This window comes from Nocardioides sp. (assembly GCF_035697785.1).
Classification (GTDB): domain Bacteria; phylum Actinomycetota; class Actinomycetes; order Propionibacteriales; family Nocardioidaceae; genus Nocardioides_B.
In genome coordinates this window covers 1-19,996 of sequence record NZ_DASSCL010000142.1, presented here as the reverse complement: position 1 = coordinate 19,996, position 19,996 = coordinate 1, and the positions used below count along the sequence as shown (strand labels likewise).

19 protein-coding genes and 2 tRNA genes are annotated in these 19,996 nt (G+C 70.1%); 16 read left to right on the top strand and 5 right to left on the bottom strand.

What is annotated here, in order from left to right; translation table 11 throughout:
• The first annotated feature begins 2 nt into the window (after positions 1 to 2).
• Positions 3 to 383: a hypothetical protein gene (locus VFH10_RS15250; protein ID WP_325130042.1), complete on the top strand. Its 381-nt coding sequence runs from the start codon at positions 3 to 5 to the stop codon at positions 381 to 383.
• Entirely contained in the window at positions 370 to 759 is a 390-nt protein-coding gene (locus VFH10_RS15245) for a DUF5130 family protein (protein ID WP_325130040.1), read from the top strand. The genes VFH10_RS15250 and VFH10_RS15245 overlap by 14 nt, the downstream gene beginning before the upstream one ends.
• A 17-nt stretch (positions 760 to 776) precedes the next feature.
• On the opposite strand, the gene pepN is transcribed toward VFH10_RS15245, so the two are convergent.
• Positions 777 to 3,359, bottom strand: coding sequence for an aminopeptidase N (gene pepN, locus VFH10_RS15240; protein ID WP_325130038.1), 2,583 nt, complete (start codon positions 3,357 to 3,359; stop codon positions 777 to 779).
• 106 nt (positions 3,360 to 3,465) lie between these two features.
• Between pepN and VFH10_RS15235 the strand changes: the two genes are divergently transcribed.
• From VFH10_RS15235 to metG, 3 genes are all read left to right on the top strand, one after another.
• The gene (locus VFH10_RS15235; RefSeq protein ID WP_325130035.1) at positions 3,466 to 4,083 is read left to right on the top strand and encodes a DsbA family protein; all 618 of its coding nucleotides are present in this window, start codon (positions 3,466 to 3,468) and stop codon (positions 4,081 to 4,083) included.
• An 85-nt stretch (positions 4,084 to 4,168) separates the two neighbouring features.
• Positions 4,169 to 4,693: a maleylpyruvate isomerase family mycothiol-dependent enzyme gene (locus VFH10_RS15230; RefSeq protein WP_325130033.1), complete on the top strand. Its 525-nt coding sequence runs from the start codon at positions 4,169 to 4,171 to the stop codon at positions 4,691 to 4,693.
• Between the two features lie 85 nt (positions 4,694 to 4,778).
• Positions 4,779 to 6,572 (top strand): methionine--tRNA ligase, encoded by a 1,794-nt coding sequence (gene metG / locus VFH10_RS15225; protein WP_325130031.1) that lies wholly within the window; start codon positions 4,779 to 4,781, stop codon positions 6,570 to 6,572.
• 13 nt (positions 6,573 to 6,585) lie between these two features.
• Here metG and VFH10_RS15220 read toward each other — a convergent pair whose 3' ends face one another.
• From VFH10_RS15220 to VFH10_RS15210, 3 genes are read right to left on the bottom strand one after another with little or no spacing between them, the layout of a single operon-like run.
• Positions 6,586 to 7,812: an RNA polymerase sigma factor gene (locus tag VFH10_RS15220; RefSeq protein ID WP_325130029.1), complete on the bottom strand. Its 1,227-nt coding sequence runs from the start codon at positions 7,810 to 7,812 to the stop codon at positions 6,586 to 6,588.
• Positions 7,813 to 7,817: 5 nt separating this feature from the next.
• A complete protein-coding gene (locus tag VFH10_RS15215) occupies positions 7,818 to 8,171 on the bottom strand; it encodes a YciI family protein (protein ID WP_325130027.1) in 354 nt (117 codons plus the stop codon).
• Positions 8,168 to 8,536 (bottom strand): YciI family protein, encoded by a 369-nt coding sequence (locus tag VFH10_RS15210; protein ID WP_325130024.1) that lies wholly within the window; start codon positions 8,534 to 8,536, stop codon positions 8,168 to 8,170. The genes VFH10_RS15215 and VFH10_RS15210 overlap by 4 nt, the downstream gene beginning before the upstream one ends.
• Positions 8,537 to 8,635: 99 nt before the next feature.
• On the opposite strand from VFH10_RS15210, the gene VFH10_RS15205 reads away from it, so the two are divergent.
• The 3 genes from VFH10_RS15205 to VFH10_RS15195 are packed head-to-tail and all read left to right on the top strand — an operon-like array spanning position 8,636 to position 11,190.
• Entirely contained in the window at positions 8,636 to 9,148 is a 513-nt protein-coding gene (locus VFH10_RS15205) for a ribose-5-phosphate isomerase (RefSeq protein ID WP_325130022.1), read from the top strand.
• A gap of 3 nt (positions 9,149 to 9,151) precedes the next feature.
• Entirely contained in the window at positions 9,152 to 10,054 is a 903-nt protein-coding gene (locus VFH10_RS15200) for an Fpg/Nei family DNA glycosylase (protein ID WP_325130020.1), read from the top strand.
• Between the two features lie 17 nt (positions 10,055 to 10,071).
• Positions 10,072 to 11,190: a PP2C family protein-serine/threonine phosphatase gene (locus tag VFH10_RS15195; RefSeq protein ID WP_325130018.1), complete on the top strand. Its 1,119-nt coding sequence runs from the start codon at positions 10,072 to 10,074 to the stop codon at positions 11,188 to 11,190.
• A 52-nt stretch (positions 11,191 to 11,242) separates the two neighbouring features.
• Here the strand turns inward: VFH10_RS15195 and VFH10_RS15190 are convergent.
• A tRNA-Gly gene (locus tag VFH10_RS15190) sits at positions 11,243 to 11,316 on the bottom strand.
• 182 nt (positions 11,317 to 11,498) lie between these two features.
• Between VFH10_RS15190 and VFH10_RS15185 the strand changes: the two genes are divergently transcribed.
• From VFH10_RS15185 to VFH10_RS15150, 8 genes are all read left to right on the top strand, one after another.
• Positions 11,499 to 11,574 (top strand) — tRNA-Pro (locus tag VFH10_RS15185).
• Positions 11,575 to 11,668: 94 nt separating this feature from the next.
• Positions 11,669 to 13,084, top strand: a complete 1,416-nt coding sequence (gene tig / locus VFH10_RS15180; RefSeq protein WP_325130016.1) for a trigger factor — start codon at positions 11,669 to 11,671, stop codon at positions 13,082 to 13,084.
• A gap of 109 nt (positions 13,085 to 13,193) precedes the next feature.
• A complete protein-coding gene (locus tag VFH10_RS15175) occupies positions 13,194 to 14,360 on the top strand; it encodes a hypothetical protein (protein WP_325130015.1) in 1,167 nt (388 codons plus the stop codon).
• A 20-nt stretch (positions 14,361 to 14,380) separates the two neighbouring features.
• A complete protein-coding gene (locus VFH10_RS15170) occupies positions 14,381 to 14,878 on the top strand; it encodes an SRPBCC family protein (RefSeq protein WP_325130014.1) in 498 nt (165 codons plus the stop codon).
• Positions 14,879 to 15,150: 272 nt separating this feature from the next.
• Entirely contained in the window at positions 15,151 to 17,619 is a 2,469-nt protein-coding gene (locus tag VFH10_RS15165; RefSeq protein WP_325130012.1) for an immune inhibitor A domain-containing protein, read from the top strand.
• Between the two features lie 285 nt (positions 17,620 to 17,904).
• Positions 17,905 to 18,519, top strand: a complete 615-nt coding sequence (locus VFH10_RS15160) for an ATP-dependent Clp protease proteolytic subunit (RefSeq protein WP_325130109.1) — start codon at positions 17,905 to 17,907, stop codon at positions 18,517 to 18,519.
• A gap of 83 nt (positions 18,520 to 18,602) precedes the next feature.
• The gene (locus VFH10_RS15155) at positions 18,603 to 19,211 is read left to right on the top strand and encodes an ATP-dependent Clp protease proteolytic subunit (RefSeq protein WP_325130107.1); all 609 of its coding nucleotides are present in this window, start codon (positions 18,603 to 18,605) and stop codon (positions 19,209 to 19,211) included.
• Between the two features lie 215 nt (positions 19,212 to 19,426).
• Positions 19,427 to 19,996, top strand: a 570-nt coding sequence (locus VFH10_RS15150) for a ClpX C4-type zinc finger protein (protein WP_325130010.1), incomplete at its 3' end; no start/stop codon positions are given.

The window sequence follows — 19,996 nt, the reverse complement described above, 5'->3', positions numbered from 1 at the left end:
CCGTGACGAAACCACGTTTTCCCCGCTCACGCGCGGTTGTCCGAGCTCTGGTCCTCGCCCCGGCGCTGCTGATAGTGACGGGGATCTCGCCGGCGTTCGCGTCGCGACCGGCCAGCTGGCCGCCCGCCGACCCGGTCTCGCCGCTCAGCTTCCTCATCGTGCTGGTGCTGATCCCGGCTGGACTGTTCCTCCTGATCGCGCTGCTGACGGCGATCCCGAGCATGGCTCGCGGTGACTCGACGTACCAGCCGGGCCTGGCATGGCGCAACGAGCCGGAGTGGTTCGGCGGTCCTCGTGGTGGTCTGGACAAGGCCGACGAGCAGGCCGAGCTCGAGTCCGGCGAGTCGTCCTCCGACCGAGGAGGAGCCAGTGCCCGCTGGTGACGCGTTCAGCGCCGCGCAGAAGCACGAGATCGACAAGGCCATCCGTGACGCCGAGACGATGTGCCGCTACGAGTTCTCGGTGTACGTCGGGGCCTCCGACGGCGAGACGCGGCCGTTCGCCGAGCGGCTGCACGGTGCGCTCGTCGCGCCGAGCCGCTCCGTGCTCGTCCTGGTCGACCCGGCCGCGCGGATCGTGGAGATCATCACCGGATCCGAGGCGCGCCGCGACCTCGACGACGCCGAGGTGAAGCTAGCCGCCCTGTCGATGCAGACCGCGTTCGCGGCCGGCGACCTGGTGGGCGGCATCACGGCCGGCGTGCTGCAGCTGGCCGAGCACGCGCGCAGGCCGACCCTCCTGCACGGCGGCCCGAGCTAGGCGGCTCTCCACACCCGTTATGCGTCGGCCTGCTGAGCCTTCAGGGCGCGCACGATGTCGGCGCGGGCCTCGGACACGTAGCGCTTGGCGGCCGGGTTGGCCTCCGACTCGGCCAGCCAGCGGTCCACCCGGTCCAGGGTCTCCTGGCTGGTGAGCGCACGCGGGAACATGTACTCCAGGGCGGTCGAGGCGATCTGCACGCCCTTGTCCTCCCAGATGGTGTCCGCCGCCTCGAGGTACTGCTCCAGGAACGGTGCGAGCACCTCCGGCTGACCCGACGTGTCGAAGACGTAGGCGATGCTCCGCTGGGTCTCGTTGGGCACCCCGTCGCGAACCGCGCCGTCGGCCCACGCCTGCGCCTTGGTGTCCGGGTCGGGCAGCACCGCGAGCGCCGCCGCGGCCTTCTCGTGCCCGGTGATCGTGTTGTCCGACGCGAGCTCCTTCTCGATCCGGGCCCGGTCGGCGTGGCCACCGGCGGCGAGCGCGGTCAGCAGGACCCAGCGCATGTCGGTGTCGATGGTGAGGCCCTCGAGGCTCTCGCTGCCGTCGAGCAGGCCGGCCATGAACCGCATCGCCTCGGGGCTGCGCCCGGCACCGGTGTACGACGACGGCGGGATCCGCTTGCCGTGGGTGCCGGCGAACGTCTTGAGGAACGTGAGCTGGTTGTCGCTGCCCGGGCGGGCCGACCGGAGCAGCTGCCAGAAGCCCTGCTCCCACCGCCTGCGCAGCGCGTCGCGCTTGCTCGGGTGAGCGAACTGCTCGATCGCCACCTGGGCGTAGACCGGCAGCTGCTTGACCGCGGTGTCGTCCGTCTCGCTGCCCAGGCCGTCGAGCACCAGGGTGATGAAGTCGCCCGCCGACATCTCGGCGTCGCGGGTCATGTCCCAGGCGGCGGACCAGCACAGCGCGCGGGCCAGCGAGTCGTCGAGCGTGTGGATCGACTCGACGACGGTGGCCTGCGAGCGCTCGTCGAGACGGATCTTGGCGTAGGTGAGGTCGCCGTCGTTGAGCAGCAGCAGGTCGGGCTGCTCGGCGCCGGCCAGCTCCGGCACGTCGGTGGACGAGCCGTCCACGTCGGTCTCGACGGACGTGCGTCGGACGAGTCGTCCCTCGACCTCGTCGTAGAGGCCGATGCCGATGCGGTGCGGCCGCAGCGTCGGGAACTCCTCCGCGGCGGTCTGCCGCACGGCGAAGGAGGCGTAGCGGCCCGCGTCGTCGAGGGTGAACTCGGCGGCCAGGGTGTTGACACCGGACGTCTGCAGCCAGGCCTTGGCCCAGGTGACCAGGTCGCGCCCCGACGTCTCCTCCAGCGCGGCCAGCAGGTCGGCGAACTCGCTGTTGCCGAACGCGTGCTTCTGGAAGTAGGTCCGCAGGCCGGCCACGAACGCGTCCTCGCCGACGTAGGCGACGAGCTGCTTGAGGGCTGAGGCGCCCTTGGCGTAGGTGATGCCGTCGAAGTTGACCTCCACGGCCTCCAGGTCGTGGTTGTCGGCGGCGATCGGGTGCGTGGTGGGGAGCTGGTCCTGGCGGTACGCCCAGTTCTTGCGGTGGTTGGTGAACCCGGTCCACGCCTCGTCGTACTGCGTGGAGTGCACGGCCGCATGGTGGGCCGCCCACTCGGCGAACGACTCGTTGAGCCAGAGGTCGTCCCACCACCTCATGGTCACGAGGTCGCCGAACCACATGTGCGCCATCTCGTGGAGGATCGTGTTCGCGCGCTGCTCGTAGAACCAGCGGGCCTGCTGGCTGCGCGGGAGATACTCGTCGCGCAGTGTCACGCACCCAGCGTTCTCCATCGCACCGTTGTTGAACTCCGGCACGTAGAGCTGGTCGTACTTGTGGAACGGGTACGGGTAGCCGAACGCATCCTCGAAGAACTCGAAGCCCTGCTTGGTGATCTCCACCAGCTCGGCCGTGTCGAGGTAGGGAACCATCGACTGCCGGCAGTAGTGACCCAGCGGGATCGAGCCGTGCTTGCCCTCGTAGACGTCGAGCACCTCGTGGTACTCGCCCGCCACGACCGCCGTCACATAGGTGGACATGCGCTCGGTCGCGGGGAAGCTCCAGACCGCGGTGCCGTCGGGGGACTCCAGCGGCTCGGGAGTGGGTGCGTTGGAGACGACCTTCCAGTGGGCGGGCGCCTTCACGGTGAACGAGAAGACCGACTTGAGGTCGGGCTGCTCGAAGGTCGCGTAGATGCGCCGCGCGTCCGGCACCTCGCACTGGGAGTACAGGTAGACCCGGTCGTCGGCCGGGTCGACGAAACGGTGCAGACCCTCCCCGGTGTGGCTGTAGAGCATGTCGGCGGAGACCCGCAGCTCGTTCTCGGCGGCCAGGTCGGTCAGCCGGATCCGACCGTGCGCGTAGAGCTCGCTCCAGTCGAGCTCACGCCCGTTGAGGGTCAGCTCGGAGATGTCGGCGCCGACCAGGTCCACGAACGTCTCCGCGCCTGGCTCGGAGCAGGTGAAGCTCAGCGTCGTCGTGGATCGGAACGTCTTGGTGCTGCCCGTCGTGAGGTCGAGGTCGATGTCGTAGGACTGCACGTCGAGGAGGGCTGCGCGGGCACGCGCCTCGTCGCGGGTGAGGTTCGTTCCAGGCATGGAGGGCATCTTGTCACCCGTTTCGGGGAATAAACGAATCGAGACCAAACGTAGATATAGGCGTATGGATACCCCCGAAACGGGCCGAAACTGGAGACGCACCCTCATGACAAAGTCCGCCGACCGCACCCCCGTCGACTTCTGGTTCGACCCGCTCTGCCCATGGGCCTGGATCAGCTCGCGCTGGCTCCTCGAGGTGGAGAAGGTGCGCCGTATCCGCCCCTCGTTCCACGTGATGAGCCTGGCCTATCTCAACCAGGACAAGGACATCCCCGACGAGTACCGCAAGATGCTCGAGTCGGCCTGGGGACCCGTGCGGGTGGCCGTCGCCGCCGCCCAGGTGGAGGGCGACGAGATCCTGCTGCCGCTCTACAACGCACTCGGCCGGCGGATCCACCTCGAGGGCCGCAGCATCGACCGCGCCCTGGTCGAGGAGTCCCTCCAGGAGGTGGGCCTCCCCGTCGCGCTCGCCGACGCGATGGACTCCACCGACTACGACGAGGACCTCAAGAAGTCGCACCACGCCGGGATGGACCAGGTCGGCGAGGATGTCGGCACTCCCGTGATCAGCGTCGACGGCGTCGCGTTCTTCGGTCCGGTCGTCACCCCGGCCCCGAAGGGTGAGGCCGCGGGCCGGCTGTGGGACGGCGTCCTCATGGTCGCGGGCACCCCGGGCTTCTTCGAGCTCAAGCGCACCCGTGACAGGGACCCCGACTTCTCCTGAACCCCCGCTCGCCAGAGCCGGCGGACCGCGAGGACCACGGTTGCGGGGCTGGAGGGACCCGGGCGACGGGGCTACGGTGAGTCGCGTGAGCATCGCCTACGACGTCCGGCTGCTGTCCCACGCCCTCGACCAGACCGGCGACGCGCTGGCCCAGGTGCACTCGGCCGACCTCGACCGGGACACTCCCTGCTCCGACTGGAAGCTGCGTCAGCTCGTCGACCACGTGGTGGAGTCCCCGCGCCGCTACCTGCAGATGATGCGCGGTGAGCAGGTCGACTGGTCGGCCGACCCGCCGCGGATCGAGGAGGACTGGGCGGGGGCGTTCCGCACCGCGGCCGACGACCTGCTGCACGCCTGGCACGAGCAGGACGACACCTCGGGGGCCGGATGGCAGACGGCCGACCTCGCCGTGCACACGTGGGACCTGCGCCGGTCGCTCGGCCGTGGCACCGAGGACCTGGACCCGGAGGTCGCCGAGCTCGGCATGAAGTTCATGCAGGCCAACCTGACCGACGAGAACCGCGGGCCGGCGTTCGGCCCCGCCCAGGAGCCGGACCAGGGCGGTACGCCGTACGACCGGCTCGCCGCGTTCGCCGGCCGGAGCGTCTGACCCGGCCCGCTCGACCCGCGCCGCCCATCTGGGCTGCACGTGGACCGATCGCGGGGGATCCACCCTCGCTCCCTAGGATTGCCGCATGAGTCGAGTCCTGTCCGCCGTCGCCTGGCCGTACGCCAACGGCCCGCGCCACATCGGCCACGTGGCCGGTTTCGGTGTGCCCTCCGACGTCTTCAGCCGCTACATGCGGATGGCCGGGCACGACGTACTCATGGTCTCGGGGTCCGACGAGCACGGCACACCGATCCTGATCGCCGCCGACGAGGCCGGGGTGACACCTCAGGAGCTCGCCGACCGCAACCACCGGATGATCGTCGAGGACTTCGTCGCGCTGGGGCTCAGCTACGACCTGTACACCCGAACGACCACGCGCAACCACCACGCCGTGGTGCAGGAGATGTTCCTCGGGGTCTACGAGAACGGCTACTTCGTCGAGCAGACCACGTTCGGCGCGATCTCACCCTCGACCGGGCGCACGCTGCCGGACCGCTACATCGAGGGAACCTGCCCGATCTGCGGAGCCGACGGCGCCCGGGGCGACCAGTGCGACACGTGCGGCAACCAGCTCGACCCCCAGGACCTGAAGAACCCGCGGTCCCGGATCAACGGCGAGACGCCTGAGTTCGTCGAGACCCAGCACTTCTTCCTCGACCTGCCGGCCCTCGCCGATGCCCTGGCGGAGTGGCTCGACGAGCGCGAGGCGACCGGGCTGTGGCGTCCCAACGTCATCCGCTTCAGCCAGAACATCCTGTCGGAGATCAGGCCGCGCGCGATCACCCGGGACCTCGACTGGGGCATCGCGGTGCCGCTCGACGGCTGGCGCGACAACCCGACCAAGAAGCTCTACGTGTGGTTCGACGCCGTGATCGGCTACCTCTCCGCGTCGGTGGAGTGGGCGCGTCGGCTCGGCGAACCGGACCGGTGGCGCGACTGGTGGAACGACCCGGACGCACTGTCGTACTACTTCATGGGCAAGGACAACATCACCTTCCACTCCCAGATCTGGCCGGCCGAGCTGCTGGCGTACTCCGGGAAGGGCGCCAAGGGCGGCACACCGCGTGGGTACGGCGCGCTGAACCTGCCGACCGAGGTCGTTTCCAGCGAGTTCCTCACCATGGAGGGCCGGAAGTTCTCCTCGTCGAAGCGAGTCGTGATCTACGTCCGGGACCTGCTCTCGCGCTACCAGCCGGACGCGTTCCGCTACTACGTCGCGGCGGCGGGTCCGGAGAACCAGGACGCCGACTTCACCTGGGCGGAGTTCGTCCGCCGGACCAACGACGAGCTGGTCGCCGGCTGGGGCAACCTGGTCAACCGCACGGCCAACCTCATCGCCAAGAACTTCGGTGAGATCCCCGCGGCCGCCGACCTGACCGCGGCGGACCAGGCCCTGCTCGACCACGTGAACGGGACCTTCGCGACCGTCGGCGAGCTCATCGGTCGGAACCGGATGCGGCAGGCGATCGGCGAGGCGATGCGTGCGGTCGCCGAGGTCAACAAGTACGTCTCGGACTCCGAGCCCTGGAAGCTCAAGGGCGAGGACGAGCGCGAGCGGCTCGGCACGATCCTGCACGTGGTCGCCCAGTGCGTGGCCGACCTCAACGTCGTGCTCTCGCCGTTCCTGCCGTTCTCGGCCAACGCCGTCGACGAGGTGTTCGGCGGCAAGGGGGACGTGCAGCCGATGCCGCACATCGAGGAGGTCGAGGACCTCGACGGCGGTCCGGGCTACCCGATCATCACCGGCGAGTACTCCGACGTACGGCCCTGGCGGCGTACGCCGATCACCGTCGGCGCCGGGATCGCCAAGCCGGCCCCGGTCTTCACCAAGCTCGACCCCTCAGTGGTCGAGGAGGAGCTGGCTCGGCTGGGCGGCTGACCTCCTGCCGTCCCTACGCGTTCCCTAGGGCCGCCCGGCGGGCGGAGAGGAACCGCCGCTCGACGTCGTTGCCGCTCAGCGCCAACGCCTCGTCGAACGCCGCGCGTGCTTCCTGAGGGCGTCCGGCCCGGGCGAGGAGCTCCGCCCGGACGGCCGGCAGCCGGTGGTTCCCCGGCAGGTCGACGCCCTCGAGGACGGCGAGGCCCGCCGGTGCGCCGTGTGCCTCGGCGACGGCCACCGCGCGGTTGAGCCGCACGACGGGGGAGCCGGTCAGGTCCTCGAGCTCGGCGTAGAGATCGGCGATCCTCGGCCAGGCGGTCGCCTCGGCCGTCGGCGCGACCGCGTGCTCGGCGGCGATGAGCGCCTCCAGCAGGTACGGCGTCGCCGGGTCGGCACTGGACACCAACGGGGTGAGCAGTGCCAGCGCCTCGGCGATCTCGTCCTGGCGCCAGCGCGACCGGTCCTGGTCAGGGAGGAGCACGAGCCCGCCGTCGGGGCCCACCCGGGCGTCCCGCCGCGAGTGCTGGAGCAGGACGAGGGCGAGCAACGAGTCGAGGAGGGCGCCGCGGGGCAGCACCTCGTGGAGCACGCGCACGAGTCGGACCGCGTCGTCGGCGGCATCCACCCGCAGCAGGTCGGGGCCCGACGTGGGGGCGTAGCCGGCGGTGAACGCGAGGTAACCGACGCGCGCGACGACCTCGACCCTCTCCGCGAGGGTCGCCTCGTCCGGCAGGGCGAACGGGACTCCGGCGAGCGCGAGCTTCTTGCGGGCCCGGGTCAGACGCGCCGCCATCGTGGCGGGCTGGACGAGGAACAGCCGGGCGATGTCCTCGGTCGGCACGCCCAGCACCAGGCGGAGGCTGAGCGCCGCGGCCGACTCCGGAGCCAGCGACGGGTGCGCGCACATCAGCACCAGCCGCAGCCGCTGGTCGAGCAGCGGCTCACCGGTGTCGGCCATGTGACGCTCCGCCTCCTGCTGGGTCCGCGCGTCGACGACGAGGAGCGGCTGCTTGCGGGCGGCCACCGCCTCCGCCCGCAGCCGGTCGACCGCACGGCGGCGGGCCGCGGTCAGCAGCCACGCCGGCGGGTTGGCCGGCGGTTCCTCCCCCCAGCTGCGGGCGGCCGCCTCGAACGCCTCCGCGAGCGCGTCCTCGGCCAGGTCGAGGCGCCGGAACTGCGCAACCAGCAGGGCCAGCAGCCGACCCCACTGGTCGCGCCAGACCTCGTCGAGCCTCGGCAACGCGGTCAGTAGGGCTCGACGGGGACGACGGGCCGGATCTCGACGGTGTACCGCGGCGGCAGCAGCCGGGCCGTCTCGATCGCGGCGTCGAGGTCGGGCAGGTCGACGACGTAGAAGCCCCCGACCTGCTCCGCCGTCTCGGCGAACGGCCCGTCCGTGACCGTCGTGACCCCGTCGACCGTGCGGAGCGTCGTCGCGGTGTCGGTGCGGTCGAGCGCCTCCCCGCCGAGGATCTTCCCGCGCTGCGCCACCGCCTCGTCGAAGGCCCGATGGGCGGCGAGCACCCCCTGCCGCCCCCCCTCCGTCGCCCGGTCCCAGGCGGACGGGTCGACCTCGGCCAGCAGCAGGACGTACCTCACGCGTCGCTGCCGGAGTGGTCGACGGCGGCACGAACCTCGACTGCGCCGTCCTCGCCGCCGAGCATCGACGCGATCCGGAGCAGGTCGTCGAGGTCGTCGGACTCGACGAGATAGAAGCCGGTGAGCTGTTCGACGGACTCCGCGTACGGCCCGTCGGTGACGTCGATCGAGTCGCCCGTGCGGCGTACGACCTTGGCCTCGCGGGAGTGCGTCAGCTCGGCGCCGCCGGTGACCTTGTGGCCGCGCGCGGCGAGCAGGTCGGAGAACTCCTGGTGCACGCCGTACATCGCCGCGCGGTGCTCGGCCGAGGCGCTCTCCCAGCGGCTCTCGTCGCCGGGGAGCAGGATCACGTAGGTGGTGGTCATCGCAGGTCCTTCCAGGTGGGGATGAGTCTTCCACCTCGATGACGTGCGTGCGTGGCCCGAATCGACAGGGCCGGCGAGACGAGTGAAAGACTCTGCGCCATGCGCGTTCACCTCGGCTCCGACCATGCCGGCCTCGAGCTCAAGGAGCACCTGCTCAACTGGCTCGCCAACCACGGCCACGAGGCCGTCGACCACGGACCCTTCGTGTACGACGCGCTCGACGACTACCCGGTCTTCTGCCTGCGGGCGGCCCAGGGCGTGGTCGCCGACCGCGAGGACGGCGTCGGGGCGCTCGGCGTGGTCATCGGCGGCTCCGGGAACGGAGAGCAGATGGCCGCCAACAAGGTCAAGGGGGTCCGGGCCGCGCTCGTTTGGAGCGAGGAGACCGCGGTGCTGGCCCGTGAGCACAACGACGCCAACGTGATCTCCGTGGGCGGCCGCATGCACACCGTCGAGGACATGACGCGCTTCGTCGAGGTCTTCCTCGACACGCCGTACTCCGGCGAGGAGCGCCACGACCGCCGCATCGCGATGCTCGGCGACTACGAGAAGACCGGCAACCTGCCGCCGTTGCCCGAGTCGGCGCTGGGCCGCGGCCCAGCCCAGGGCTGACGCGTGCCCGAGGGCCACACCCTGCACCGCCTCGCGGACGGGATCCGGGAGCGATTCGCGGGCCGCGCCGTACGCGTGTCCTCTCCGCAGGGCCGGTTCGCCGACGCTGCCGCGCTGCTCGACGGGACCCGGCTCCTCGACGCGCAGGCCTGGGGAAAGCAGCTGTTCATCGAGTTCGAGGGCGGGCGGTTCGTGCAGGTGCACCTCGGCCTGATCGGCTCGTTCGACCTGTTCGACGGCCCTCCTCCGCCGCCGCGCGGGCAGGTGCGGCTGCGGATCTCGACCGACTCGATCACCGGGGACGGGCGGGCGTCGTACGGCGACCTGCGCGGCGCGACGATCTGCTCGCTGCTCACGGCGGACCAGCGCCGGGCGGTCGTCGACCGGCTCGGCCCCGACCCGCTGCGTGCGGACGCCGACTGGACCTCCGCCTGGGTGCGGATCGCGCGCAGCCGCAAGCCGATCGGTGCGCTGCTGATGGACCAGGCGGTGCTGGCCGGCGTCGGCAACGTCTATCGCGCCGAGCTGCTGTTCCGGCATCGGATGCACCCGCACCGGCCGGGGAACACGCTCCGGCGCGGCCAGTTCGAGGCGATGTGGGACGACCTGGTCGCGCTCATGCGCGAGGGTGTGCGCACCGGACGGATCGACACCGTCCGCCACGACCACACCCCCGAGGCGATGGGCCGGGATCCGCGGGTCGACGACCACGGTGGCGAGGTCTACGTCTACCGGCGCACCGGCCAGCCCTGCCTGGTCTGCGGCGCGAAGGTGCGCACCGAGGTGCTGGAGGGCCGCAACCTGTTCTGGTGCCCCCGCTGTCAGCCCCGGTTCCGGTCCCGCGCGGGGGCGTCGCGGCGGCCGGTCGGCCGGGCTGCGCCAATCGGCCGCGAGGGGGTGACCTGACGACTATGGTCGTACCCGTGGTCGCCGCCCCCTCCTCCGACCGCCTGGCGTCCGTGCCCGCACGTCGGGTTTTTTCGCGACGCTGGAACCGGGCGCTGCGGCGCTACCGCAGCACGGAGTTCACCTGGATGCTCCTGCTGGGGCTGCTCACCGTGGTCATTGGCGCGGGCATGTACCAGTTCGTGGGGATCGTGCCGGTGAGCGCGCTGATCATCCCGATGGTCATGGCCAACAGCGTGCTGGGGCCGCGCAGCCTGCCGTGGTTCGTGGTCTTCGTGCTCGGCGTGATGGTGGTGGTGGTGGCCGCCACGGCCGAGGAGGCGCTCGACGGCCGTCGGGTGGGCGGCATCGTCGTCGCCTTCCTGGTCGGGCTGGTGATCCTCGTCTCGTCGTTCCGTCGCTCCCAGCTCGGGGTGGCGGGCGCCCGGGGCGAGTCGATGCTGGTCGACCTGCGCGATCGCATCACCAAGCAGGGGCTGATCCCCAAGCTCCCAGACGCCTGGTACGCCGAGTCGGTGACCCGCTCGGCCGGGGCCTCGTCGTTCGCCGGCGACTTCATGGTCGGGTCGCTGTCGCGCGACGGCTCGCGCTTCCAGGTCGTGGTGGTCGACGTCTCCGGCAAGGGGGAGCAGGCCGGCACGCGTTCGCTGCTGCTCTCCGGTGCCTTCGGTGGCCTGCTCGGGGCCATGCCTCCGGCCGAGTTCCTGCCCGCCGCCAACGACTACCTGCTCCGGCAGGACTGGCTCGAGGGGTTCGCGACCGCGGTGCACCTCTCGGTCGCGCTGGACACCGGCGAGTTCGAGATCCGCTCCGCGGGCCACCCGCCGGCCGTGCAGATGAAGGCCGGCTCGGGCCGCTGGGCGGTGCACGAGTCCGAAGGCCCCATCCTCGGACTCATGCCCGACGCCGAGTTCAAGGCGGTCTGTGGCCGGCTCAACCACGGCGACGCCCTGCTCATGTTCACCGACGGGCTGGTCGAGACCCCGACCCGGGACATCTCCCTGGGGATCGACAAGCTGCTCGGCCAGGGGGAGCGACTGCTGCGCAGCGGCTTCGAGAAGGGCGCCGTGCGGCTGATCAACCAGAGTCCCGCGGTCAACGACGACCGCGCCCTGTTCTTGCTGCACCGCCGCTGAGAGACCCCGGAGACGCCGCGAACCCCCGGCTGTGACCACCCGGGGTTCGACGTGGAGCGGATGACGGGAATCGAACCCGCGTAGCTAGTTTGGAAGACTAGGGCTCTACCATTGAGCTACATCCGCGTGCCGTCGCGAGGATCCAGTACCGAGCCGGGAAGCCCCCACAACGCGGGTCAATCGTGCCACAGGAGCGAACTCCCGTTCCAATCGGTCGACCTGCCCTCGTGGCCGTCCCGGTCACGATTGGGGGAGCGCCCACCAGGTCGACTAGACTCCCCGGGGCTCCCAACAGGGGCTCGTGAACTCGGGGCGTAGCGTAGTGGCTAGCGCGCCTGCTTTGGGAGCAGGAGATCGCAGGTTCGAGTCCTGTCGCCCCGACCACACGAATCGCCGCGCGACCAGACGAGTGGCGTCCTGTGTCCAGAAGTCACCCACGCAACCCACGCACGAGATGTGGATTAGAGGAGAAACACCTGTGAAGAGCGCCGTCGAGACTCTGAGCCCCACCCGGGCCAAGCTCACCGTCGAGGTGCCCTTCGAGGAGCTCAAGCCGAGCCTCGACGCGGCGTACAAGAAGATCGCCCAGCAGATCAACGTGCCGGGCTTCCGCCGCGGCAAGGTCCCGCCGATGGTGATCGACCGGCAGGTCGGCCGCGGTGCGGTCCTCGACGAGGCGATCAACAACGCGCTGCCCAAGCTGTACGTCGACGCGTTGCAGGCCAACGAGCTCGAGCCGCTCGCGCAGCCGGAGATCGACATCACCAAGCTCGAGGACAACGACACCCTCGAGTTCACGGCCGAGGTCGACATCCGCCCCGAGGTGGACCTTCCCGACTACCAGGGTCTCGAGGTCAGCGTCGACGACGTGGTCGTCAGCGACGAGGACGTCGAGGAGCAGGTGCAGAACCTCCGCGAGCGCTTCGCCACCCTGACCGACGTCGAGCGGCCCGCCGCCGACGGCGACTTCGTGACGATCGACCTCAAGGCGACCAAGGACGGCGAGGTCGTCGAGGGCGCCGAGGTGAGCGACATGAGCTACCAGGTCGGGCGCGGCGGCATGCTCGACGGTCTCGACGAGGCGCTCGCCGGCATGTCGGCCGGCTCCGAGAAGACCTTCACCTCCCAGCTGGTCGGCGGCGACCAGAAGGGCGAGGACGTCGAGGTCGAGGTCAAGGTGACGGCGGTCAAGGAGCAGGACCTGCCCGAGCTCGACGACGACTTCGCGCAGACCGCCTCGGAGTTCGACACCGTGGCGGAGCTCACCGAGGACGTCCGCTCCCGCCTGCACAACGGCAAGCGTCTCGAGCAGGCCGCCGCCGCGCGCGACGCCGTGCTGGAGAAGATCCTGGACATGGTCGAGGTGCCGCTGCCCGACGCGGTCGTCGACCAGGAGCTCACCGCCCGCCGCGAGAGCGTCCAGCAGCAGCTCTCCTTCGCCGGCATGACCATGGAGCAGTACCTCGACTCCGAGGAGCAGACCGTCGACGAGTTCGAGGCCGATCTCGAGAAGCGGGTCCGCGACGCGGTCGCCGCCCAGTTCGTGCTCGACCAGGTCGCAAAGAAGGAGGAGATCGCCGTCAACGAGGGCGAGCTCCAGGAGCACCTGATGCGGCGCGCCCAGCAGTCCGGGCAGAACCCGCAGGAGTTCATCCAGCACATGCTCGAGCACAACCACATCCCCGAGATGGTGGCCGAGGTGGTGCGGGGCAAGGCGCTGGCGATGATCGTCGAGTCGGCCACGGTGACCGACGCGTCGGGCAACCACGTCGAGCTCAAGCTGCTGCAGCCGGACGGCACCATCGGCGAGCCCGCCGACGAGACACCCGATGCCTCCGACGCCGACGACGAGGCTCCGAACGACGCGAAGGACGAGGAGAAGGCCGACGCCTGATCCCCGCTCTCCTGTGTACGACGCCCCCGGTGACCCACCGGGGGCGTCGTCACCTTCTGTGACGGAGTCGTCGTTGACATACTCCGGGTATGGCCCGGAGACTCGGGCGATGACCGCACGCACCGCTTCGACCAGACGCGCTCCTGGCGTGCTGGGGGCGGCCGCGCTGGCCGCCGACGTGGTTGACGAGCTGGTGGTCGGCACGGTCCGGGACGTGCACGGAGCGGTGGCGCGACGGGTCCGTCGCCTCGCCGGTCGCCCGGCCCCCCACGACCGTCCGGGGCGGGTGGCGGCAGGCGTCTACACGGGGGTCGGCGCGGGGCTGGACGGCACGTCGCGGCTGCTTCGCGCCGCCGACCGTCGCGGTCTGGGCGCCCGACTCGAGTCGGGTCCGCGCGGCCGGTTCCTGAGGGCCGCGGCGAACGGGCTGCTCGGGGATCGTCTCGCCGAGCGGCACCCGGACCTCGCCATCGACATGAGCGTGCGGCGCGACGGTCGCGACGTCCGGTGCAACGCCCGTGATCTCGCGGCGGCGTACCCGGACGCGACCGGTGAGATCGTCGTCTTCCTGCACGGGCTGGCCGAGAGCGACGACGCGTGGCGGCACCGTGCGGTCGAGACGGGTGGCACCTACCCGGACCGGCTCGAGGCGGAGGGCCGCTGGACGCCCGTGCTGCTGCGCGCCAACACCGGCCTTCCGATCGCCGACAACGGCATCGCGCTCGCCGGCCTGCTCGACGACCTTGTGGAGCACTGGCCGGTGCCGGTGCGCAGGATCGCGCTCGTCGGGCACTCGCTGGGCGGCCTCGTGATGCGCGCCGCCTGCGCCGTGGTCACCGACGCCCCCACCCAGTGGAACCTGCTCGTGACCGACGTCGTCACGCTCGGCACGCCGCACCTCGGCGCGCCCCTCGAGCGCACCGTGCACGCCGGTGCCCGCGTTCTCGGCCTGCTGCCCGAGTCGGCGCCGTTCGGCCGGATCCTGGAGTACCGGTCGGTCGGCATCCTCGACCTGCGCGGCGGGCTGGCGCCCGACGTGCAGCACCTGCCGCACGCGCGGTACCGCCTGGTCGCGGCCACCCTCGCCTCGTCGTACCGGCACCCGGTGAGCGAGCTGCTCGGGGACCTCCTGGTCCGGTACCCGTCGGCGGTGGGCCGTCCCCGCCGCGGCCGGGCGCTGTTCCCCGACGCCGACGTGCTGCACGTGCGCGGCGGCCACTTCGACCTGCTCAACCACCCAGAGGTCGACGCCGCCCTCCGGGACTGGCTGTCCTGACCATCCCCTCGAGGAGAACCGTGAACCGTCCCACCCCGCTGCCCATCTCCGCCTCCGTCGACGTCGATGCACAGCCCGCCGACGTGTGGGCCGTCGTCTCCGACGTCTCGCGGATGCCGGAGTTCAGCCCGGAGCTCCGGTGGGCGTTCGCGGTTGGTGCCCGCGAGCCCCGGATCGGGATGCGCCTGGTCGGGATCAACCGGCGCGGGTACGCCGTGTGGCCGACCACGTCCAAGGTGGTGCGGTTCGAGCCCGACCGCGCGGTGGCGTGGCACACCCGCGAGAGCGGTGCCACCTGGACCTACGAGCTCGAGCCGACGGCGACGGGCACCCGGCTGACGGGTCGGCGTGACCTCGCCGGGTTCACCCTGGGCACCACGCTGCTGGCGCCGGTGATCGGTGGCGCCGCCGGCCACGACCGGGAGCTGGCCGACGGGATCCGCCAGACCCTGCTGCGGATCAAGGCGGCCGTCGAGTCCGCCCGGACCGCCGACGCCGATCCGGGCGTCGTTCGCTGACCGGACGCGACTGCCCTCATGTTTGTGCACTCGCAGAAACATGAGGGGGTTCGGGGCGGGATCGGTATTGATCGGCCCGTACGTCCGTGTTTGTCTCCGTCCGGCTGCAAAACCGCGGCCGCGCAACCTACGTGCGAGCTCGGGACGACGCTGCGTGCCTCTCGGCGTGGACCCGGTCCCTTCAGACTTCCGTGACCTCCACGGCGCGGTCAGTCCTGCGCTCAGCCCGTTGTTGCGCCGATGCGACACGATCGCTGTTCGACGGAGGAACTGTGCGCAAGAAGTCAGCCGGGCTGCTCAGCCTGGTCCTGGCGGCGGGCCTGGGGTCAACCCTCACGGCACCCGCTGTCTCGGCCACGCCGACACCCACGCTTCAGAAGTCTGTGGCCATCACCCACGACCACCCCGACGAGGCGTCCGGCCACGAGATGCCGAACCCGTTGGAGGACAAGCGCCGCGCGCTGCGCGAGCAGGCGCTCACCGAGGTGCTGTCGGGTGAGGCCACCATCCAGAACCGGGGCGGCAGCAAGGTCGTCAAGGTCAGCAGCGGCAAGGCCCCCGAGGCGGTGAACGCCCAGGGCCAGACCACGGCCAAGGCCAGCAAGGACCCGCAGTACGTCGAGCTCAGCCGGGAGAAGACCGACAAGATCTTCGTGGTGCTCGCCGAGTTCGGCGACGAGCGGCACCCGTTGTTCCCCGACAAGGACCTCGAACCCAGCATCCCCGGCCCGACGACGTTCAACGGTCCGGTGCACAACGCGATCCCGCAGCCCGACCGCACCCAGGACAACTCCACCGGCTGGCAGGCCGACTACAGCCGCGCGTACTTCCAGGACCTCTACTTCGGTGAGGGCGGCGTGGAGGGTTCCGGCGCCGAGCACGAGACGGTCAAGCAGTACTACGAGCGCCAGTCGTCCGGCCGCTACAGCATCGACGGCACCGTCACCGACTGGGTCAAGGTCCGCTACAACGAGGCCCGCTACGGCCGCTCCAGCGACAACCCCACCACCAACGGGGACGACCCGGCGGTCTGCGCCAGCAGCAACTGCTCCAACGTCTGGAACCTGGTGAAGGACGCCGTCGACAAGTGGTTCGCCGACCAGCTCGCCTCAGGCAAGACCGCCGCGCAGGTCAGGGCGGAGCTCGCCGAGTTCGACCAGTGGGACCGCTACGACGTCGACGGTGACGGCAACTTCAACGAGCGCGACGGCTACATCGACCACTTCCAGATCGTGCACTCCGGCGGCGACCAGGCCGACGGCGACCCGATCCAGGGTGAGGACGCGATCTGGTCGCACCGCTGGTACGTCCAGACCACGCCGATCGGCACCGGTGGCCCCGAGGGCGCGCCCCTGGGTGGCACCCCGATCGGTGACACCGGCATCTGGGTGGGTGACTACACCACGCAGCCCGAGAACGGCGGCATGAGCGTGTTCGCCCACGAGTACGGCCACGACCTCGGCCTGCCGGACCTCTACGACACCGCCGGCGGCGAGAACAGCGTCAACTACTGGTCGATGATGGCGCAGAGCCGCGTCGACGGCCCCAACGACGAGGCCCTCGGCACCCGTGGCGCCGACCTCGGCGCGTGGGAGAAGCTGCAGCTCGGCTGGCTCGACTACGAGACCGTGCTGCCGTCGCAGAACCGGCGCTTGAAGCTCGGCCCGCACGAGTACAACACCAACAACGCCCAGGGCGCGGTCGTCGTACTCCCGAAGAAGTCGGTCACCACCGACCTGGTCGCCCCGGCGGCCGGCACCAAGTCCTGGTGGAGCGGTGCGGCCGACGACCTCAACTCCTCGATGACCCATTCGGTCTCCCTGCCCGCAGGTCAGGCCGCCAAGGTCGAGTTCCAGGCCAACTACAACATCGAGGAGGACTTCGACTATTACTTCGTCGAGGTCAACGACGGCAACGGCTGGGTCAGCATCCCCGGCACCGAGGCCGACCCGGCCGCGAACAACGGTGTCGACGGCGACACCGGCGGCGCCTGGGTGCCGGTGAGCTACGACATCCCGTCGACGTACGCCGGCAAGGACGTGCAGATTCGGATCCGGTACTTCACCGACGGTGGCGTGCAGGGCAACGGCGCGGACACCCCGGCCGGTGTGTTCGTCGACGAGCTGAAGGTCACCGCCGGTCCGGCCAGCGTCTTCGCGGACGGTGCCGAGGCGGGGGCGAACGGCTGGACGTTCGCCGAGGGCTGGTCCGTCGTCGGCTCGTCGCTGACGACCCAGCACGACAACTACTACATCGCGTCGCACCGCGACTACCTGTCCTTCGACAAGTACCTGCAGTCCGGTCCGTACAACTTCGGGTTCACGAACACCAAGCCCGACTGGGTGGAGCGGTTCCCCTACCAGGACGGCCTGCTGGTCAGCTACTGGGACACCTCGCAGAGCGACAACAACACCAGCACGCACCCGGGCTCCGGCCTGATCCTGCCGATCGACGCGAACCCGACGCCTCGGGTCCGCCTCGACGGCAGCCTGTGGCGGCCGCGTGTGGCCGGGTACGACGCACCGTTCTCCCTGGAGAAGTCCGACTCGATCACGCTGCACGTGAACGGTCAGCCGAACTACATCCGGGGTCAGGCGGCGCAGTCGACGTTCCGTGACAACAAGTCCTACTGGGACGCGGCACAGCCGTCGGCCAGCGTGAAGGTGCCCAACCACGGCGTCAACATCGGTGTCACCGGGCAGCAGGGCGCGACGATGGACATCCGCATCTGGCAGCGGTGAGCAGTCTTGTCGTGAGTCACGTCTGATGCATGCGGCGGCGCCGAGGGTCGATGGGCCCTCGGCGCCGCTTCGTCGTACCGAGGAGCCGCGCCGGGTGGTCGAGCCCGGCTCCCGGTGGTTCGAGCCCGGCTCCCTGTGGTTTGAGCCCGGCTCCTCGGTGGTCGAGCCCGTCGAGACCCTCGAGTCCCGCGCAACACACCGGAGTCCGCTGTTGGCGAACAAGGCGGTATCGCCCGTGGATGCGTCGATGGTTCCGGCTAGGGTCGGGACGTGACCGACATCGAGATGACCCCGACGATGAATGGGGCCGGACAGTCCTACGGGCTCGACGACCACATCTACCAACGGCTCCTCAAGGAGCGCATCGTTTTCCTCGGCTCCGAGGTGCGCGACCAGAACGCCAACGCGATCTGCGCGCAGATGCTGCTGCTCAACGCCGAGGACCCCGAAGCCGACATCTTCCTCTACATCAACAGCCCCGGTGGCTCGGTCGACGCCGGCATGGCGATCTACGACACCATGAACTACATCTCCAACGACGTCGCCACGGTCGGCATGGGCCTGGCCGCCTCGATGGGTCAGTTCCTGCTCTGCGCCGGCGCCAAGGGCAAGCGCTACGCCCTGCCGCACGCGCGGATCATGATGCACCAGCCGTCCGGCGGCATGGGCGGCTCGGCGTCCGACATCAAGATCCAGGCGCAGCAGTCGCTGCACATCAAGCAGGTGCTGTTCAAGCTGATCAGCGAGCACACCGGCCAGGAGCTCGAGCAGGTCGAGACCGACGCCGACCGTGACCGCTGGTTCACCGCCGACCAGGCGCTCGAGTACGGCTTCATCGACAAGGTCGTCGCCAACGCCGGCCAGGTCGCAGACCAGGGCCGTCCGGCCGCGAAGAAGTGAGGGACCCCGCGATGACGAGCACCCAGATCCCCGGCATGGCCGCTCCGATGATCGGTCGCGCACCGGCGCACGCCGCGGCGGACATGAACTACTACATCCCCCAGTGGGAGGAGCGGACGTCCTACGGCTTCCGCCGCATCGACCCCTACGCGAAGCTGTTCGAGGACCGGATCATCTTCCTCGGCACCCCGATCAGCGACGACATCGCCAACGCGGTGATGGCACAGCTGCTCTGCCTGGAGTCGATGGATCCCGACCGCGACATCTCCATCTACATCAACAGCCCCGGCGGCTCGTTCACGGCCCTGACCGCGATCTACGACACCATGCGGTTCATCAAGCCTGACGTCCAGACGGTCTGCCTGGGTCAGGCGGCCTCCGCCGCGGCGATCCTGCTGGCCGCAGGCAGCGAGGGCAAGCGCCTCGCCCTGCCCAACAGCCGGATCCTCATCCACCAGCCCTACACCGAGGGCTCCTACGGCCAGACCTCCGACATCGAGATCCAGGCCAACGAGATCCTGCGGATGCGCGAGCTGCTCGAGAAGATGATCGCCGAGCACACCGGCAAGTCCCAGGAGGAGGTCAGTCGCGACATCGAGCGTGACAAGATCCTGACCGCGGAGGGCGCGGTCGAGTACGGCCTGATCGACGCGATCCTGGAGTCGCGGAAGGCAGCGCTCCCGGTCGCGTGAGCCGTTCGGCGCGCGCTCCCTGTGGAGCGCAACGGCGCCTCACCGGGACCTGGTGCCCGGCGAGGCGCCGGCCGAGGGCGATCGTCGTGTCTCGGTCCCATTTGGGGGCGCGACGGGGTACCTTCGAGTTCGAGTCAGACGCAAGCAGCCGGAAGCGGGTCCACCCGCCTGGTCCCACGTGGGATCCCCGGCCCGAGTCGTGAGGAGTCGTGCCTGTGGCACGCATCGGTGACGGCGGCGACCTGCTGAAGTGTTCCTTCTGCGGGAAGAGCCAGAAGCAGGTCAAGAAGCTCATCGCCGGCCCGGGCGTCTATATCTGCGACGAGTGCATCGACCTCTGCAACGAGATCATCGAGGAAGAGCTCAGCGAGGGCACCGAGGTCGGTCTCGAGGAGCTGCCCAAGCCGCGGGAGATCTTCGAGTTCCTCAACTCCTACGTCATCGGCCAGGAGAACGCCAAGAAGGCCCTCGCGGTTGCGGTGTACAACCACTACAAGCGCGTCCAGGCGGGTGTCACCGCCGGCGCGCAGCGGCACGGCAAGGACGAGCTCGTCGAGCTGGCCAAGTCCAACATCCTGGTGATCGGCCCGACCGGCTGTGGCAAGACCTACCTCGCCCAGACGCTCGCCCGCATGCTCAACGTGCCGTTCGCGATCGCTGACGCGACCGCGCTCACCGAGGCCGGCTACGTCGGCGAGGACGTCGAGAACATCCTGCTCAAGCTGATCCAGGCCGCCGACTACGACGTCAAGAAGGCCGAGACCGGGATCATCTACATCGACGAG

Excerpts from the sequence above, each read along its gene's own strand:
- pepN (WP_325130038.1), bottom strand. The coding sequence starts at position 3,359 with ATGCCTGGAACGAACCTCACCCGCGACGAGGCGCGTGCCCGCGCAGCC.
- VFH10_RS15235 (WP_325130035.1), top strand. The coding sequence starts at position 3,466 with ATGACAAAGTCCGCCGACCGCACCCCCGTCGACTTCTGGTTCGACCCG.
- metG (WP_325130031.1), top strand. The coding sequence starts at position 4,779 with ATGAGTCGAGTCCTGTCCGCCGTCGCCTGGCCGTACGCCAACGGCCCG.
- VFH10_RS15210 (WP_325130024.1), bottom strand. The coding sequence starts at position 8,536 with ATGACCACCACCTACGTGATCCTGCTCCCCGGCGACGAGAGCCGCTGG.
- VFH10_RS15205 (WP_325130022.1), top strand. The coding sequence starts at position 8,636 with ATGCGCGTTCACCTCGGCTCCGACCATGCCGGCCTCGAGCTCAAGGAG.
- VFH10_RS15175 (WP_325130015.1), top strand. The coding sequence starts at position 13,194 with ATGACCGCACGCACCGCTTCGACCAGACGCGCTCCTGGCGTGCTGGGG.
- VFH10_RS15160 (WP_325130109.1), top strand. The coding sequence starts at position 17,905 with ATGACCCCGACGATGAATGGGGCCGGACAGTCCTACGGGCTCGACGAC.
- VFH10_RS15155 (WP_325130107.1), top strand. The coding sequence starts at position 18,603 with ATGAACTACTACATCCCCCAGTGGGAGGAGCGGACGTCCTACGGCTTC.